This is a genomic window from Seonamhaeicola sp. ABD4_340 (assembly GCF_056312135.1).
Map to the genome: position 1 here is coordinate 1,633,636 of NZ_CM149981.1, position 16,678 is coordinate 1,650,313.

The following is a 16,678-nucleotide window of genomic DNA, read 5'->3' on the forward strand; positions in this document are numbered from 1 at the left end:
AAAATGAAACATTTAAATATATATCATAAAATAGCTGCTTTATTAGTTCTGGCACTAATGTCATTACAAAGCGTAGCACAACAAGATCCGCAGTTTACGCAATATATGTATAATATGAGCGTAATTAATCCGGCTTATGCAACAGCCAATGAAGGTATTTTAAACCTTGGCGGATTATACCGTACACAATGGGTTGGTTTAGAAGGCGCCCCAAAAACAGGAACCTTTTTTGCCCATACACCTATTAACGATAAAATTGAAATGGGTATTTCATTCACCAATGATGATATTGGTGATATTGTTAGCGAAAATAATATTTATGCAGATTTTGCTTATGTGCTTCCTGTAGGAATTGAAAGTAAAATATCCTTTGGTTTAAAAGCTGGTGTAACACTTTTTGATACTAATTTTAGTGATTTAATGTTACAATCTGGTGGCTCAAGTTCAGATCAAGCTTTTGATGAAAACATCAATAAAGCATTTCCAAATTTAGGAATAGGAGCATTCTTTTTTGCTAATAATTATTACTTAGGAATATCGGCCCCAAACATGCTATCAACTAAACATATTGAAAATGAAAATGGCATAACTGCAACTGGTGTAGAAAATGTTCATTATTTCTTTACTGGTGGTTACGTGTTTAATATTAACCAAGACTTGAAATTGAAACCTGCTTTTATGGCCAGAGCAGTTAAAGGGGCACCTATGGCCGTTGATGTTACAGCTAACGTTTTAATAAACGAAAAACTAGAAGCAGGTTTAGGGTATCGTTTAGGTGATGCTATTAGCGGTTTAGTAAATTTTAGAATTACACCAGAACTAAGAATTGGTTATGCCTATGATTTTACCACAAATAACTTAGGTGATTACAATTCAGGTTCTCATGAAATATTCATTCTTTTTGATGTTGACTTATTTGGTTTCAAAGGCGGTTATGATCGTTCACCAAGATTCTTCTAACATTTAATAATTGTAAACATGAAAAAAAACACATACATACTTGCAAGCCTATTATTAGTTAGCGGATTAGGTTTTGCCCAAAAGAAAAATTTAAAGCGTGTAAATAAACTTTTTGAAATGCGTGCTTACGCTCAAGCTGCTCAAATTTATGAAACCAAAGAAAAAAACCAAGAAGTGTTGCAAAATTTGGCCGATAGTTATTACTACAACGCCAATTTGCAAAATGCTATAAAAACATACCGAGAGCTATTTGTAACCTACGGAGATTCTATTGATATTGAATACCATTTTAGGTTTGCCCAAGCATTAAAAGGCGTTAAACAATACAATGAAGCCGATGAGCATTTAAGCCTATATTACAATAAACCCATAAATACAAAAGCGTTTATTGAAGCAACAGATAAAAAAGCGCCACATGTATTCAAACTTAAGCAAATTGTAAATGAAGGTTCTAGTAGTGATTTTGGTTTGTCGTTCTACGGAAATGATAAAGTTGCATTTGCATCGGCTCGCAGTACAGATAATCCGTCATATGCATGGAATAATTTACCATATTTAAATTTATATAGCGCCACGTTAAAAAGTGATAACACCATTGCAAATGTGCAACCGTTTCCTGAAACTATAAACACAACATCGCATGAAAGTAATGCTATATTTACAAAAGATGGCAAAACTATGTATTTTAATAGAACCAATACAACACGCAAAAAAACAGATGCAGAGCGTATTGCTCATATTAAAATTTATAAAGCAGAATTAGTTGATAGTATCTGGACTAATATTACCGCTTTACCATTTACATCAAACAGCTATAGTACAGAACACCCTGCTTTAAGCATTGATGAGAAAACACTATATTTTGCTAGTGATATGCCCGGAACTGTTGGTGGTTTTGATATTTATAAAGTAGCTATAAATGATGATGGCACTTACGGAGAACCTGAAAATTTGGGCAATACAATAAACACAAAACACCGCGAACAGTTTCCGTTTATAAGTGAAAACAATGTGTTGTATTTTTCTTCAATTGGTCATGAAGGTTATGGCGGATTAGATGTTTTTAAAAGTACATTTGAAAACGGGGCATACAAAAAACCTGAAAATTTAGGTAGCTCAATAAACAGCAATTTAGATGATTTTGCCTATGTAGTTAAAGAAGCAAATAACATAGGTTATGTATCGTCTAACCGTTCAGGATATGATAGAATGTATGGTTTTGTTAGAAACGAAAATCCTTTATCAAAATATCAAGTTGAAGGTGTTGTAAAAGATAAAAACAGCAATAAACCATTACCTAATGCTTTAGTTGAAGTTATTGATCAGTCATCAAAATCAGTTAAAGACACAATTGTGGGTGAAAATGGTTACTATAATTTTAAGCTTCAACCAAATAAAGTGTATAAAATTAGAGCAAGTAGAGAAGCTTACATTGAGCAAGAATTAGAGTTTTTAACCGGAAAATATGGCAAACCACAACATAAAATAGATATTACTTTAGAATCACTTACTGTTGCTGAAGAGCGCATTCAGCAAAACGAAAAAGGTGAATTACTCATAAAATTAGATAAAATTTATTTTGATTATGATACGTCTGAAATATCAAGTGAAGCCGCCAAAACATTAAATGTTTTAGTAAATTTAATGAAAAAGCATACTAGCATAAGTGTTGAAATATCTGCACATACAGATGCTCGTGGGGCTCAGTCATATAACCAAAAACTATCTGAGCAAAGAGCAAAATTGGTACTAAACTACTTAGTAAATCAAGGAGTTAATAAAAGCAGATTAACAAGTGTTGGTTATGGCGAAACACAACCACTTAACCGTTGTACTGAAGAGGGCATTTGTAGTGATGAAGAGTACGATATAAACCGAAGATGCGAATTTAAAATTATACAATAAACCCTTGTAACCAACCCTAATTAACCAATTTATTTGATAAAGCCTTTCTTAATTTAGAAAGGCTTTTTATGTATATTTGTTTACCGTTAGCGTATTTAAACTATTCCAATTATATCTATTTGAATGAACGAAAACCTAAATCCTTCAAACGAAAATTTTTCTCCTGAAGAGTTAGATGTAGAAAAAAAATTAAGGCCATTAGCCTTTAATGATTTTACAGGTCAAGATCAGGTTTTAGATAATCTTCAAGTATTTGTACAAGCGGCTAACTTACGAAGTGAAGCACTAGATCACACCTTATTTCACGGTCCACCAGGTTTAGGTAAAACAACATTAGCACATATTTTAGCCAATGAGTTAAATGTAGGCATTAAAGTAACCTCGGGCCCAGTTTTAGATAAACCAGGAGATTTAGCAGGTTTACTAACTAATTTAGATGAACGCGATGTATTGTTTATAGACGAGATTCATAGGTTAAGCCCCATTGTAGAAGAATATTTGTATTCTGCCATGGAAGATTATAAAATAGACATCATGATAGAGTCTGGGCCTAATGCCCGAACGGTTCAAATTAATTTAAATCCGTTTACATTAGTTGGTGCCACTACACGCTCAGGCTTGTTAACATCGCCCATGCGTGCCCGTTTCGGTATTCAAAGTAGATTACAATATTATAAAACCGATTTATTAACCACAATTTTGCAACGTAGCGCTTCTATTTTAAGTATGCCTATTTCTATGGAAGCAGCTATTGAAATTGCAGGCCGAAGCCGAGGAACACCACGTATAGCCAATGCTTTATTACGTAGGGTTAGAGATTTTGCACAAATAAAAGGCAACGGCACCATTGATATTAAAATAGCCAAATATGCTTTAGAAGCTTTAAATGTTGATGCACACGGCTTAGATGAAATGGATAATAAAATACTAACCACAATAATTGATAAGTTTAAAGGCGGCCCCGTTGGTATAACAACCATAGCAACTGCTGTAAGCGAAAGCCCTGAAACTATTGAAGAAGTTTATGAACCCTTTTTAATACAACAAGGTTTTATTGTGCGCACACCTCGCGGGCGTGAGGTTACAGAGTTGGCCTATAAACATTTAGGTAAAATTAAAGGAAATATACAAGGCGGTTTGTTTTGATGCCAATTGTTATTCTGAATTTGTTTCAGAATTTCTAAAAATGATAAACAACAAAGAAAAATATACAAAACTTATTAAAACTGAAGCAAAACGCCTCGGTTTTTTGTCTTGTGGTATTAGTAAAGCTACTTTTTTAGAAGAAGAAGCACCTAGGTTAGAAAAATGGTTAAACAACAATATGCATGGCCAAATGCAATACATGGAAAACCATTTTGATAAGCGTTTAGACCCAACTAAGCTGGTTGAAGATTCAAAAAGTGTAGTTTCACTTTTACTAAACTATTTTCCTGAAGAAACACAAACCAATAACACATTTAAACTTTCAAAATACGCTTACGGAACAGATTATCATTTTGTTATAAAAGATAAACTAAAAGCACTTTTACACTTTATTCAAGATGAAATTGGAGAGGTAAGTGGGAGAGCATTTGTAGATTCAGCGCCCGTATTAGATAAAGCTTGGGCAGCCAAAAGTGGTTTAGGCTGGATTGGTAAACACAGTAATTTACTAAGCCAAAAAGTAGGTTCTTTCTATTTTATTGCCGAATTAATTATTGATTTAGATTTGGAGTATGATGCGCCAACAACAAATCATTGTGGCTCCTGTACAGCCTGTATTGATGCATGCCCAACACAAGCCATTACAGAGCCTTATGTGGTTGATGGCAGCAAATGTATTTCGTATTTCACTATTGAACTTAAAGACAATATTCCTTTAGAGTTTAAAGGTAAATTTGACGATTGGATGTTTGGGTGTGATGTGTGTCAAGATGTATGCCCTTGGAATCGTTTTTCAAAAGCACACAATGAGCAACTGTTCAATCCACATCCAGAACTATTGTCAATGAGTAAAAAAGATTGGCAAGAAATAACCGAAGAAACCTTCCGGAAGGTGTTTAAAAAATCGGCAGTTAAACGCACCAAGTTTTCAGGATTAACACGCAATATTAATTTTTTAAAAGATTAATTCAATTCTTTTTTAGTTGAATCGCGTTTAATTAAAGCCGTGTTTAGGGTGATTGTTTCAGGGGTAAACGGCTTTTCCTTCTTGTAAGCTTTTATTTCTTTATAAAGTTGTTTAAATGCAGTTTTTCCCATCAAGTAACCTGGTTGGTCAATGGTAGTTAAACTTGGTGAAATTACTGATGACATAAACCAGTTGCTAAAACCAACAATACTTATATCTTCGGGTATTTTAACTCCTTGATTATTAAATTCTGTCATGGCACCAATAGCCACCAAATCAGTGTTAATAAAAATACCATCAACATCATCATGATCTTCAAGTAGCTTTTTAACATTGTTTCTGCCTTCATCAAAACTTTTATCTCCACATTCACAAATGTATACCAAAGAGGGGTCGTATGTAAAACCGTTATCAGTAAGCGCTTTTTTATAGCCTAAAAACCTGTCTATAGAGTTTTGTGGTAATAGTGCACCTCTAAAATGTGCTATTTTTTTGCATCCAGTATTAATTAAATGCTGAGTGGCATTATAGGCTGCAAGTCTATCATCAATAATAACTTTTGAGCATTTAACAACCTTGGCAATTTTATCAAACATTACTAATGGTTTATTTTTATTAATAATATCGTTTAAATGGTTAAAGTCTGCTGTTCCGTTAGCTAAAGATATTATAATGCCATCAACACCTTGATTCATTAAATGATCTAATTGTTTTTTTTCTAATTTATATGATTCATTTGATTGAAGTATAATTACTAGGTAACCTTTTTTTTCGGCTTGAGAAATAATACCTTTAATAACATTTGAGAAAAAGTGATGAACAATTTCTGGTATAATAAGCCCAATAGTTTTAGATTCTTTGGTTCTTAAATTTACTGCAAATTTGTTAGGTTTATAATTTAAAGTTTCTGCCAACTCTTTAACAAGTTTTTTTGTTTTAGGGCTTACGTCTGGGTAATTTTTTAGTGCTTTTGAAACAGTTGTTACAGAAATATTTAATTGTTCGGCAATATCTTTTAATGTGGCAGGCTTCATACGGTATTAGTTATTCCGCTAAAGATAATAATAAAAATAAAGTTATCGAAAACGTTTTCGGTTATTTCGAAAACGTTTTCGATTGTTAAAATCGTAAAGTAACACTTGTCAAATTATACATTTGGTAAAAATAATTTTAATTTTTTACTATAAACTAAATACATAAGCAATGAAACTATTAAAAAAACACGGTTTTTTTCTGATCTTGGTTCTGTTAACAGCAGGTAGTGCTATAGCTCAATCAATTTCAGGAAACGTAAAAGACAATGCAGGAGTACCACTTCCTGGGGTAAACATTATTTTAGAAGGAACTACTAAAGGTGCTGTTACTGATTTTGATGGAAATTACACAATTTCAGGAGTTGAAAGTGGTGCGTACACAATTTCAGCTTCTTTTATAGGGTATGCAAAGTTTTCAAAAAGCATAACCTTTACTGGAGAAAATTTAACAGTTAATATTGTTATGGCTGAAGATGCACAATCTCTTGATGAAATTGTTGTAACGGGTGTTGTAAATCCAAAATCTAAAATAGAATCTAGTGTGTCTGTATCTACAATGGATGTTGAGTTAATAGAAAAAGCAGCCCCAAGAAGTGCCGGTGAGCTTTTTAGAAATATCCCTGGTATTCGTGCAGAGTCTTCAGGTGGTGAGGGTAATGCTAACTTTAATGTACGTGGTGTGCCTATTTCATCAGGTGGTTCAAGATATTTTCAAATTCAAGAAGATGGTTTGCCATTAAACTTATTTGGTGATACGTCATTTGGTAATGCCGATAACTTCTTAAGAATAGATAGTAATGTAGGGCGTGTTGAGGCAATTAGAGGTGGTTCAGCATCAACTCAAACCTCAAATGGTCCAGCAGGTATTATTAATATGATTAGTAAAACTGGTGCTACAGAGGGAGGTTCTTTGGGAACTACTTTTGGGTTAGACTACCAAACTAATCGTTTAGATTTTGAATACGGTACTCCGCTTGGTAATGGCTTATCATACCATATTGGAGGTTTTATGAGAGCAGGCGAAGGCCCAAGAGAAATAGGATATCAAGGTAACAAAGGAGGGCAATTTAAAGCAAACTTAACTAAGCGTTTTGATAATGGTTACGTACGTGCATATGTTAAATTATTAAACGATAAGTCTGTAATGTATTTACCAATGCCAATGTTGTTAGAAGGTAGTAACGACGACCCTACATTTTCAAATTTACCAGGTTTTGATATAACTTCTGATGCTGTACACTCTGTAAATTTACAGCAAAGTGCTGGAACATCACCATTTAGTGGAGAAAACCATGTAAATGATGTTCGAAATGGAAACAATCCTATTTCAAAAGCATTAGGAGCAGAGTTTTCTTTTAACTTAGAAAATGATTGGAAAGTTACAGGTAAGGCAAGGTATTCAAGAAATAGCGGTGAGTGGGTGTCGCCATTTACAGCTGCCGTAGGAACAGTTGCAGAAATTGAAACAACAGCAAGAGATGCCGTTAGCGCTACAGGTGCTTTAGTGTATTCTGATGGAGATAGAGAAACTTTTGCACCCTCAAACGGATTAGCACAAATTATTCACATGTTTGATGTAACTGTTGACGATTTGAGTAACTTTTTTGGAGATGTTAAAGTAACCAAGAAAATAAGTGACAATGTAGGTTTTACAGCAGGTTTATTTACAGCCACACAAAACACAAAAATAGGATGGCAATGGAGTTCTTTTATATCTGAAGTAAAAGGAGGTGGACAAGCAAGATTAGCTGATTTTGATGGGTTTTCACGAAACGGACAGTACTCTTATGGTACGCCTGTTTGGGGCAACTGTTGTCAACGTAAATACAATACTGTACATAATGTAAACTCACCTTATGTAGGTATTGATGCTAATATTACAGATAAATTAAATTTTGATGGAAGTGTACGTTTTGAAAATGTACGTGTAAATGGAAATATTCAAGCAGGACCAACAAGTCAAGGTGCTTATGATTATGATGGAAATGGATCTATTGAAGGTATTGAGCAGAGTGTGCCCGTAATTATTGGAAATGCAGGTCAAAATATTGATGATAAATATAACTTCGTATCATATTCTGCAGGTCTTAACTACAAATTAAACAAAGGTGCAGCAGTATTTGCAAGATATAGTTCTGGTGCTTCAGGTAGAGCGGCGGATAGAAACAATTATGGAACAAACGGAAAAGCCGATGTACAATATGATGAAGTATCTCAATTAGAAGTAGGTTTCAAGAAAAGATTAAACAACGGTGTGGTTAATGTTACTGGATTTATGAGTAACACAGATGAAGGATTAAGTAATGAGTTAAATCGATCAGTAGGTAACCCATTTAAAGCATTAGGTTTAGAGGCTGAAACCGCTTTAGCCTTTGGAGAAAATGTTACCTTTAATGGATCTTTTACTTGGACAAAAGCTGAAATTGATGGAGGAGATAACAAAGGAAATACTCCAAGAAGACAAGCCGATTTAGTGTACAATCTATCTCCAGCATACAACTTTGGTGATAACCAGCAACATGGTATTGGTTTAAGTGTTTTAGGTACAACAAAGTCTTATGCGCAAGATGACAATGATTTAGTAATGCCAGGTTATGCATACTTTAACTTAATTGGTAGAGCAGGTTTAACAAAAGGTTTATCTCTAGTGTTAAGTGTAAATAACTTATTTGACACTGTTGGTATAACAGAAGTAGAAGGAAATGGCGATGGTGCTTTTGGAGATGCTCGTTTAGTAAGAGCTCGTTCTATTAGTGGACGTTCATCAACAATATCTTTACAATATAAATTTTAAGATTATTTAAAGTTTAGTTTGATTTAAGTTTGAATAAAAAGGGGTGGGTTTATTTGTTGTTCCACCCCTTTTTTACAAAAAAATAAGTGTCATGAAAAAGCGTTTTGTTTTGTTTTTAGCAATATTAGGATATGTTTCCTTAAGTTTTGTTGCAGTTAAAAAAATAAGTAATAATCAAACCACAAAGAATGAAGTAGTAATTTATGGAGCTGATACTTGCCATTATTGTACTGATACTAAAGCTTTCTTAAAAGAACACAAAGTAGCTTTTACTTATTTTGATGTTGATAAAAATTTAACTAAAGAAAAAGAAATGATATTAAAATTACAACAAGCAAATATATCTTTAAATACGGTGTCATTACCAGTTGTTGTAATTGATAGAGAAATAATAATGAATGATGATGTAGCAAATTTTAAAGGCTTTTTAAACCAACTAATTTCTAAAACCAAAGAAAAATGAAAATGGCTAAACCAAAATTGTCTTTTTGGCAAATACTAAATATGAATGTTGGGTTTTTTGGCATTCAATATAGCTTTGGTTTACAACAAAGTGCTGTAACACCTATTTATGATTTTTTAGGAGCTAGCCCAGATCAAATACCTATACTACATTTAGCGGGTCCTGTAACAGGTTTGTTGGTACAGCCAATTATAGGCGCTTTAAGTGATAAAACATGGAGCCCAAAGTTTGGAAGACGCAAACCCTTTTTTTTAATTGGTGCTATTTTATGTAGTTTAACTCTATTTGCATTTCCTTACAGTAGTTCTTTATGGATGGCTGCTGGATTATTATGGATTTTAGATGCCGGAAATAACACTGCTATGGAGCCATATAGAGCACTCATTGCAGATAATTTAGATGAAGAACAACAACCTTTAGGCTTTCAAATGCAAAGCTTTTTTACAGGTTTTGGGCAGGTATTAGCAAATCTTTCATTGTTTATTTTTCCCTTAATATTTATAGGTAAAACGGGTGCTTTACCAACATGGGTCTATGCGTCATTTTTTTTAGGAGCTTTTTGTTCAATAGCTTCTATATTATGGAGTATAAGTAAAACAAAAGAAATTCCGCCCACTGATGAAGAACTAGCTAAAATAAAAGAAAAACAAGGTGTTTTTGAACCCATTCTAGAAATATTTTCTGCCATAAAAGATATGCCTAAAGTAATGTGGCAGTTGGCTTTGGTATATTTGTTTCAGTGGTATGCGTTATTTTGTTATTGGCAAAATTCTTCAAAAAGTGTGGCGCTTTCAGTGTGGAATGCTACACCAGAAAATACTGAGGCTTATAGTGAAGCCGTAGGATGGACAGGTTTAGTAAATGGTTGGTATAATGTTGTAACATTTTTAGTGGCATTTGCATTGGTTGGTTTTGCAAAAAAGTTTAGTGCTAAAAAAGTACATGCATTTTGTTTAATTATTGCAGCTATTGGGTTTTTAGCCTTTCCGCATATAGAAAACAAAAACCTACTATTTTTTGCCATTACAGGGTTTGGTATTGGTTGGGCAAGTATGATGGGGATTCCTTACTTAATGGTTGTGTCTGATATTCCAAAAGAACGTTACGGTGTTTACATGGGTATTATAAATATGATGATTGTAATACCAATGATTCTTCAAACGCTTTCTTTCGGCTTTATTCTTAAAAACTTCCTAAATAACGACCCTAGAAACGCTATAACTTTTGCAGGAGTATTACTTGTAATAAGTGCGTTGTGTACGCTTTTTATAAAAAGTAAAAAGGTAGGTTAAAATTAGATAAACAGAATTTTACAGATATAATTTTCAATGGAAAATAATAATATAGATATTTTGTGTGTTGGCGAAGTTTTGGTCGATTTTATTGGGCATCAACCTGGTGTTTTAATAAACGAAACTAGAGACTATCATCGATACCTTGGCGGATCGCCAACTAATGTAGCCATGAATATGGCTCGATTGGGTTTAAACGCTGCTTTAGTAGCTACTGTTGGGCAAGATGGATTTGGTGAGTATGTTTTTAAGCGCTTAAAAGGTGTTGGTGTTAATGTTAATTTTATTAAACAATTGGAAAGAAATGCAACAAGTGTCATTTTTGTGTCCCGATCGGAAGGTACGCCAGATTTCTTGCCATTTCGTGATACCGATTATAAAATAACAGAAGATCAAATAACTTCTGAAACCCTTAAAAAAACAAAAATATATCACACAACCTGTTTTGCGTTAAGTAAAAAACCAGCCCAAGACACCATAATTAAAAAAGCCGAAGAGGCTTATAATTTAGGGTGTAAACTTAGTATTGATGTAAACTATGCCAGAAAACTCTGGGAAAGTAGAGATGAAGCTTTGTCGGTAATAAAAGCATATTGCAAATTTAATCCTTTGGTAAAAGTTAGCGAAGATGATATGTTGCGACTTTTTGAAAAAGAGTTGCCTCACGAAGAAATTTTCGAATTTTTTCATAATCAAGGTGTTGATACGGTGTGTTTAACCTTAGGCAGTAAAGGTGTTGTTTTGTCGCAAAAAGGAAAAGAACTCATAAAAATGCCTGCTATAAAAATTGAAAAAGTGATGGATGCAACAGGTGCTGGTGATGCTTTTTGGTCTGGATTTTTGTTTGCGTATATTAATGAAAAACCTGTAACTGAATGCTTAGAAGTTGCTTTAAAATTGGCAGCGCTAAAGCTTCAAAATGTAGGAAGGTTGCCCGATAATATTAACATAGTTTCAAAACTTTTATAAAATAGTCTCAACATATAATTATTATGAGCTCAACTAAAAATTCTATTCCTAATGGCGTTATGCTTAACGCTTATCCAGATAGTATTGGCGAAAATTTAAGCGATATCATTTCAATGCTTAAAAAACCTGAATTTAAAGATGTTTTTTCGCTGTTTTATGTGTTGCCAACTTTTTTTAATAGCGATTTAGATCGAGGGTTTTCAATAATCGATTATAATATTAATAAAGACTTGGTTTCAGAAGCCGATTTAAAAGATTTAGATGCGCTCAATATCATGCTAAAATTCGATATTGTTCTAAATCATTTATCTGTAGCTTCGCCGCAATTCAAAGATTTGTTAGCACATGGTAATGCTTCTAAATACAAAGATTTTTTTATAAACTGGAATACCTTTTGGGAGGGTTATGGCGAATTAAATAGCGATGGCGTTATAAAACCAAATCCCGAATATCTCGATAAACTTTTTATGAGAAAATCGGGTCTTCCAATTTTAAAAGTGCCGTTCTCTGATGGTAGCGAACAACCTTATTGGAACACTTTTTATCAGCAAATAATAGAAGATTCAGAAACTAAAGAACGAAGTTATTTAGGGCAAATGGATGTAAATGCCAAATCGGAATTGGTTTGGGAATTTTATGAAGAAACTTTAGCTAAGTTAAAACAATACGGTTGTAAAATATTAAGGTTAGATGCTTTTGCTTATTTGCATAAAGAAGTAGGAGAAACTAACTTTTTTAATAAACCAGGAACTTGGCAATATTTGGAGCGCATAAAACAAATTGCCGATAAAAATAATTTAAAGTTGTTGCCAGAAATTCATGCCGAATATGGTGTGAATCTTCATGATGAGGTGGCTAATGAAGGCTATCAAATTTACGATTTTTTCTTGCCGGGATTAATGATTCATACATTAGAAACCGCAAGCAATAAAGCCTTGTATAAATGGATTAACGAGATTGTTGCAAAAGGTTATAAAACTGTAAACATGCTTGGGTGTCACGATGGTATTCCTGTACTCGATTTAAAAGGTAAGGAAATTGATGGTGTTTACAATCAAGGCCTTTTAAATGATAGCGAGATTGATGCTATTATGGAAACGGTAATAGGCCGCGGTGGTCGTGTAAAAAATCTTTACGGGCCAGATGGTAAAAAAATATCATATTATCAGGTTAATGCCACATTTTTTAGTGCGTTAGGTGAAGATGAAAAAAAGCTGTTGCTAGCAAGAGCTATTCAAATGTTTGTTCCTGGAATTCCTCAAGTATGGTATCTCGATTTATTTGCAGGGAAAAACGATTATGAAGCTGCCGATAACGCAGGAAGCGGTGGTCATAAAGAAATTAACCGTACTACATTGTCTCTAACAGAAATTGAGTCTGGCTTAAAACAAAATGTGGTTTTGAAACAATTAGAATTAATGCGTTTACGTAATACTAGTAAAGCTTTTTCTGGAGATATTAAAATTAATAAATCTGAAGCTCATATTATTGATATAATTTGGACTAATAATGATGAATTTGCACAATTAAAAGCAAACATTAAAAGTCTTTCATTCCATATAATCATTAAAAAAGGAGTAGACAAACGTACACTTCATTTTTAAACAATAAATACTATCATAAAAGGTTTACTAGTAATCGAATAATTAATTAGGTTACTAGTAAACCTTTTAAAATATAATTGAATTGCAAATTAATGCTTTGTCAAAATTGTTTTTTTACTCTAAATATTAATTTTCTAAAATAAAATATAGTTTAAAAACACCTCTTTCAAGCATAGGGCATTTCTAATGCTCGCCTATATTTTATAGCGTATAATTTTAATTTAATAGTTAAAATCCAATACTCGTATGATATCTTTTTTTTCAGTCTGTTTATGTTGTTCTTTAATTTCATGGGGCTATTAATTTTTAGTAAAATTACTAAATTTACTTTTAATTTACAATTTGTTAACATTAAATTTACATTAAGGCAACTTTCAAAGCTTGTTAAATTCTTTAAAAAACAATTAAAAAACCACTGTTAAATCAATACTTGCCGTTATTTTTAAGTAATTATGTTGTTTGTTTAAAAAGCTATTAATAATATTTAAACATTGCATGGTTACGTTTTTAGTATTCTTATATTTGAAGTTCTAAAAACATACTTTAGTATCAAATTAAACTTTTAGTTAAAACATACTATTCTCATTAAAAAGAGAAGAAAAACATACACACCATGAGCGAAGAAAGTAAACGTAGAGAAGCACTTATATATCACGCAAAACCAACACCTGGTAAAATTAAGGTAGTACCAACAAAAAAATATGCAAGCCAAAGAGATTTATCTTTAGCATATTCACCAGGAGTTGCAGAGCCTTGTTTAGAAATTGATAAAGATGTTGATAATGTTTACCGTTACACATCAAAAGGTAATTTAGTAGCTGTAATTTCAAATGGAACAGCTGTATTAGGGTTAGGTAATATAGGTCCTGAAGCCTCTAAACCAGTAATGGAAGGTAAAGGTTTGTTATTTAAAATTTTTGCAGATATTGATGTTTTTGATATTGAAGTTGATACTGAAAATGTTGATGAGTTTATTAAAACAGTAAAAAATATAGCACCAACATTTGGAGGTATAAATTTAGAAGATATTAAGGCACCTGAAGCGTTTGAAATTGAGCGTCGCTTAAAAGAAGAACTAGATATACCTGTAATGCATGACGATCAACATGGTACAGCCATAATATCTGCGGCAGCATTATTAAACGCTATTGAACTTACTGAAAAAAATATTGAAGACGCCAAAATAGTTATTAGTGGAGCGGGTGCAGCAGCCATTTCATGTTCAAGATTATACCAAGCCTGTGGTGCTAAAAAGGAAAATATGGTAATGCTTGATAGTAAAGGTGTTATTAGAAATGATAGAGATAATTTAACTCCAGAAAAAGCAGAATTTGCTACCCATAGAAAAATTGATACGCTTGATGAAGCTATGCAAGATGCCGATGTGTTTATTGGGCTTTCAATGGCAAATATTGTAACACCAAATATGTTACTTTCAATGGCAAAAGATCCTATAGTTTTTGCCATGGCAAATCCAGATCCTGAAATTAAATACGATTTAGCCATAGACACGCGTGATGATATAATTATGGCTACTGGCCGTAGTGATCATCCTAACCAAGTAAATAACGTTTTAGGGTTTCCGTTTATTTTTAGAGGCGCTCTAGATGTTAGAGCAACTGCCATAAACGAAGAAATGAAAATGGCTGCAGTTAAGGCGCTAGCAAGATTAGCCAAAGAACCAGTGCCAGAGCAAGTAAACATTGCTTATGGCGAAACCAAACTAACCTTTGGTAGAGATTATATAATTCCAAAACCTTTTGATCCGCGCTTAATTGCCGAAGTACCTCCAGCAGTAGCTAAAGCTGCTATAGAGTCTGGTGTGGCTAAAAAACCAATAAAAGATTGGGTAAAATATCAAGATACATTATACGAAAGATTAGGCTCAGATAATAAGCTAGTAAGACTCCTTTTAAACCGCGCTAAATTAAACCCCAAACGTATTATTTTTGCAGAAGCAGACCAATTAGATGTTTTAAAAGCAGCACAAATTGCTCATGAAGAAGGTATTGCAATTCCTATTTTATTAGGAAGAAAAGAAGCTATTGAAGAGTTAATGGAATCTATTGAATTTGATGCTGACATTGAAATTATAGACCCTAAAACCGAAGAAGAAAATCCCCGAAAAAACAAATACGCAAAAGTATATTGGGAGCAGCGTAAACGTAGAGGTGTAACCTATTACTCAGCACAACGTTTAATGCGAGAGCGCAACTACTTTGCAGCTATGATGGTAAATGAAGGTGACGCCGATGGTTTAATATCAGGGTATTCACGTAGTTATCCAACAGTTGTAAAACCTATGCTAGAGCTTATTGGTATGGCGCCTGGAGTTTCAAAAATAGCTACTACCAATTTAATGATGACTAAAAGAGGGCCTCTGTTTTTAAGTGACACCTCTATCAATATTGACCCATCATCAAAAGATTTAGCTAAAATTGCTCAAATGACATCAAAAGTTATTTCGTTGTTTGGTTTAAATCCGGTAATGGCCATGGTTAGTTATTCAAACTTTGGGTCTTCAGATAACGATAAAGCATCAAAAGTTAGAGAAGCTGTATCATATTTACATCGTTATTATCCAGATATGGTGGTTGATGGTGAATTACAAACCGATTTTGCTCTAAATGATGAAATGCTAAAAGAAAAATTCCCGTTTTCAAAATTAGTAGGTAAAAAAGTAAACGCTTTAATTTTTCCAAATTTAGATTCGGCAAATATCACCTATAAGTTATTAAAGCAGTTAAATGAAGCAGATTCTATTGGGCCAATAATGATGGGTATGCGCAAACCAGTACATATTTTACAATTGGGTGCCAATGTAGATGAAATTGTAAACATGACGGCTATTGCTGTTATTGATGCACAACAAAAAGAAAAGTACGAAAAGGAAAATGCACTTAAGAAATAATTTAATGCCAATAATTTTATTACATTTGGTGAGTTAAGGGTACATACATGATAACGCACATTCAAGGAAAACTTACTGAAAAAAATCCAACCCATGTTGTTATAGATTGTAACGGAGTAGGTTACATGATAAATATTTCTTTACACACCTACTCTCAAATTCCAGATAACGAACAGCTTAAGCTTTATACGCATCTTCAAGTTAGAGAAGATGCGCACACACTTTTTGGGTTTTCATCTCTAGCTGAACGCGAAATTTTTAGGCTTTTAATATCGGTTAGTGGTATTGGGGCTAGTACGGCGCGTACCATGCTATCATCATTAACACCAAAACAGGTACGCGAAGGTATTGCAGGTAATGATGTGGCTTTAATTCAGTCTATAAAAGGTATTGGCGCTAAAACAGCACAACGGGTAATTATAGATTTAAAAGATAAAATATTAAAGATTTACGATATTGATGAAGTTTCTGTTGCCCAAGGCAATACCAACAAAGATGAAGCGTTATCTGCTTTAGAAGTGCTTGGGTTTGCCAAAAAACAGGCAGAACGTGTGGTTGATAAAATTGTAGCGTCTGAGCCAGATGCCAATGTTGAAACCATTATAAAACAGGCCTTAAAAAATTTATAAAAGT

At 33.2% G+C, this 16,678-nt stretch carries 12 protein-coding genes; 11 read left to right on the forward strand and 1 reads right to left on the reverse strand.

Going from position 1 to position 16,678, the window contains the following annotated elements:
- Positions 1 to 3: 3 nt before the first annotated feature.
- The 4 genes from ACYX4H_RS07075 (at position 4) to queG (ending at position 4,978) form a co-directional block, all read left to right on the forward strand.
- Positions 4 to 960, forward strand: coding sequence for a PorP/SprF family type IX secretion system membrane protein (locus ACYX4H_RS07075; protein ID WP_476238502.1), 957 nt, complete (start codon positions 4 to 6; stop codon positions 958 to 960).
- An 18-nt stretch (positions 961 to 978) separates the two neighbouring features.
- Positions 979 to 2,865: an OmpA family protein gene (locus tag ACYX4H_RS07080; RefSeq protein WP_476238503.1), complete on the forward strand. Its 1,887-nt coding sequence runs from the start codon at positions 979 to 981 to the stop codon at positions 2,863 to 2,865.
- A gap of 123 nt (positions 2,866 to 2,988) precedes the next feature.
- Complete coding sequence (gene ruvB, locus ACYX4H_RS07085) at positions 2,989 to 4,011, forward strand: Holliday junction branch migration DNA helicase RuvB (protein ID WP_475294735.1); 1,023 nt, start codon at positions 2,989 to 2,991, stop codon at positions 4,009 to 4,011.
- 40 nt (positions 4,012 to 4,051) lie between these two features.
- Complete coding sequence (gene queG, locus ACYX4H_RS07090) at positions 4,052 to 4,978, forward strand: tRNA epoxyqueuosine(34) reductase QueG (protein WP_476238505.1); 927 nt, start codon at positions 4,052 to 4,054, stop codon at positions 4,976 to 4,978.
- Here queG and ACYX4H_RS07095 read toward each other — a convergent pair.
- On the reverse strand, positions 4,975 to 6,012 hold the full coding sequence (locus ACYX4H_RS07095; protein ID WP_475294732.1) for a LacI family DNA-binding transcriptional regulator: 1,038 nt from the start codon (positions 6,010 to 6,012) through the stop codon (positions 4,975 to 4,977). The genes queG and ACYX4H_RS07095 overlap by 4 nt on opposite strands.
- Before the next feature lie 169 nt (positions 6,013 to 6,181).
- Between ACYX4H_RS07095 and ACYX4H_RS07100 the strand changes: the two genes are divergently transcribed.
- The 7 genes from ACYX4H_RS07100 (at position 6,182) to ruvA (ending at position 16,674) form a co-directional block, all read left to right on the forward strand.
- Positions 6,182 to 8,806, forward strand: a complete 2,625-nt coding sequence (locus tag ACYX4H_RS07100; protein WP_476238506.1) for a TonB-dependent receptor — start codon at positions 6,182 to 6,184, stop codon at positions 8,804 to 8,806.
- A gap of 91 nt (positions 8,807 to 8,897) precedes the next feature.
- Positions 8,898 to 9,269, forward strand: coding sequence for a glutaredoxin family protein (locus ACYX4H_RS07105; RefSeq protein ID WP_476238507.1), 372 nt, complete (start codon positions 8,898 to 8,900; stop codon positions 9,267 to 9,269).
- Positions 9,266 to 10,561 (forward strand): MFS transporter, encoded by a 1,296-nt coding sequence (locus tag ACYX4H_RS07110; RefSeq protein WP_475294729.1) that lies wholly within the window; start codon positions 9,266 to 9,268, stop codon positions 10,559 to 10,561. Before ACYX4H_RS07105 ends, ACYX4H_RS07110 begins: the two co-directional genes overlap by 4 nt.
- Positions 10,562 to 10,597: 36 nt before the next feature.
- Complete coding sequence (locus ACYX4H_RS07115; protein WP_476238508.1) at positions 10,598 to 11,530, forward strand: carbohydrate kinase family protein; 933 nt, start codon at positions 10,598 to 10,600, stop codon at positions 11,528 to 11,530.
- 23 nt (positions 11,531 to 11,553) lie between these two features.
- Positions 11,554 to 13,134: a sucrose phosphorylase gene (gtfA, locus tag ACYX4H_RS07120; protein ID WP_476238509.1), complete on the forward strand. Its 1,581-nt coding sequence runs from the start codon at positions 11,554 to 11,556 to the stop codon at positions 13,132 to 13,134.
- 613 nt (positions 13,135 to 13,747) lie between these two features.
- The gene (locus ACYX4H_RS07125) at positions 13,748 to 16,045 is read left to right on the forward strand and encodes an NADP-dependent malic enzyme (RefSeq protein WP_476238510.1); all 2,298 of its coding nucleotides are present in this window, start codon (positions 13,748 to 13,750) and stop codon (positions 16,043 to 16,045) included.
- Positions 16,046 to 16,092: 47 nt separating this feature from the next.
- A complete protein-coding gene (ruvA, locus tag ACYX4H_RS07130) occupies positions 16,093 to 16,674 on the forward strand; it encodes a Holliday junction branch migration protein RuvA (RefSeq protein ID WP_475294725.1) in 582 nt (193 codons plus the stop codon).
- The last annotated feature ends 4 nt before the right edge of the window (positions 16,675 to 16,678 follow it).

Bases quoted from the DNA above. Each gene is read 5' to 3' on its own strand.
- ACYX4H_RS07125 (WP_476238510.1), top strand. From the start codon at position 13,748: ATGAGCGAAGAAAGTAAACGTAGAGAAGCACTTATATATCACGCAAAA.
- ACYX4H_RS07095 (WP_475294732.1), bottom strand. From the start codon at position 6,012: ATGAAGCCTGCCACATTAAAAGATATTGCCGAACAATTAAATATTTCT.
- ruvA (WP_475294725.1), top strand. From the start codon at position 16,093: ATGATAACGCACATTCAAGGAAAACTTACTGAAAAAAATCCAACCCAT.
- ruvB (WP_475294735.1), top strand. From the start codon at position 2,989: ATGAACGAAAACCTAAATCCTTCAAACGAAAATTTTTCTCCTGAAGAG.
- gtfA (WP_476238509.1), top strand. From the start codon at position 11,554: ATGAGCTCAACTAAAAATTCTATTCCTAATGGCGTTATGCTTAACGCT.
- ACYX4H_RS07115 (WP_476238508.1), top strand. From the start codon at position 10,598: ATGGAAAATAATAATATAGATATTTTGTGTGTTGGCGAAGTTTTGGTC.
- ACYX4H_RS07080 (WP_476238503.1), top strand. From the start codon at position 979: ATGAAAAAAAACACATACATACTTGCAAGCCTATTATTAGTTAGCGGA.
- ACYX4H_RS07110 (WP_475294729.1), top strand. From the start codon at position 9,266: ATGAAAATGGCTAAACCAAAATTGTCTTTTTGGCAAATACTAAATATG.
- ACYX4H_RS07100 (WP_476238506.1), top strand. From the start codon at position 6,182: ATGAAACTATTAAAAAAACACGGTTTTTTTCTGATCTTGGTTCTGTTA.
- ACYX4H_RS07075 (WP_476238502.1), top strand. From the start codon at position 4: ATGAAACATTTAAATATATATCATAAAATAGCTGCTTTATTAGTTCTG.
- ACYX4H_RS07105 (WP_476238507.1), top strand. From the start codon at position 8,898: ATGAAAAAGCGTTTTGTTTTGTTTTTAGCAATATTAGGATATGTTTCC.
- queG (WP_476238505.1), top strand. From the start codon at position 4,052: ATGATAAACAACAAAGAAAAATATACAAAACTTATTAAAACTGAAGCA.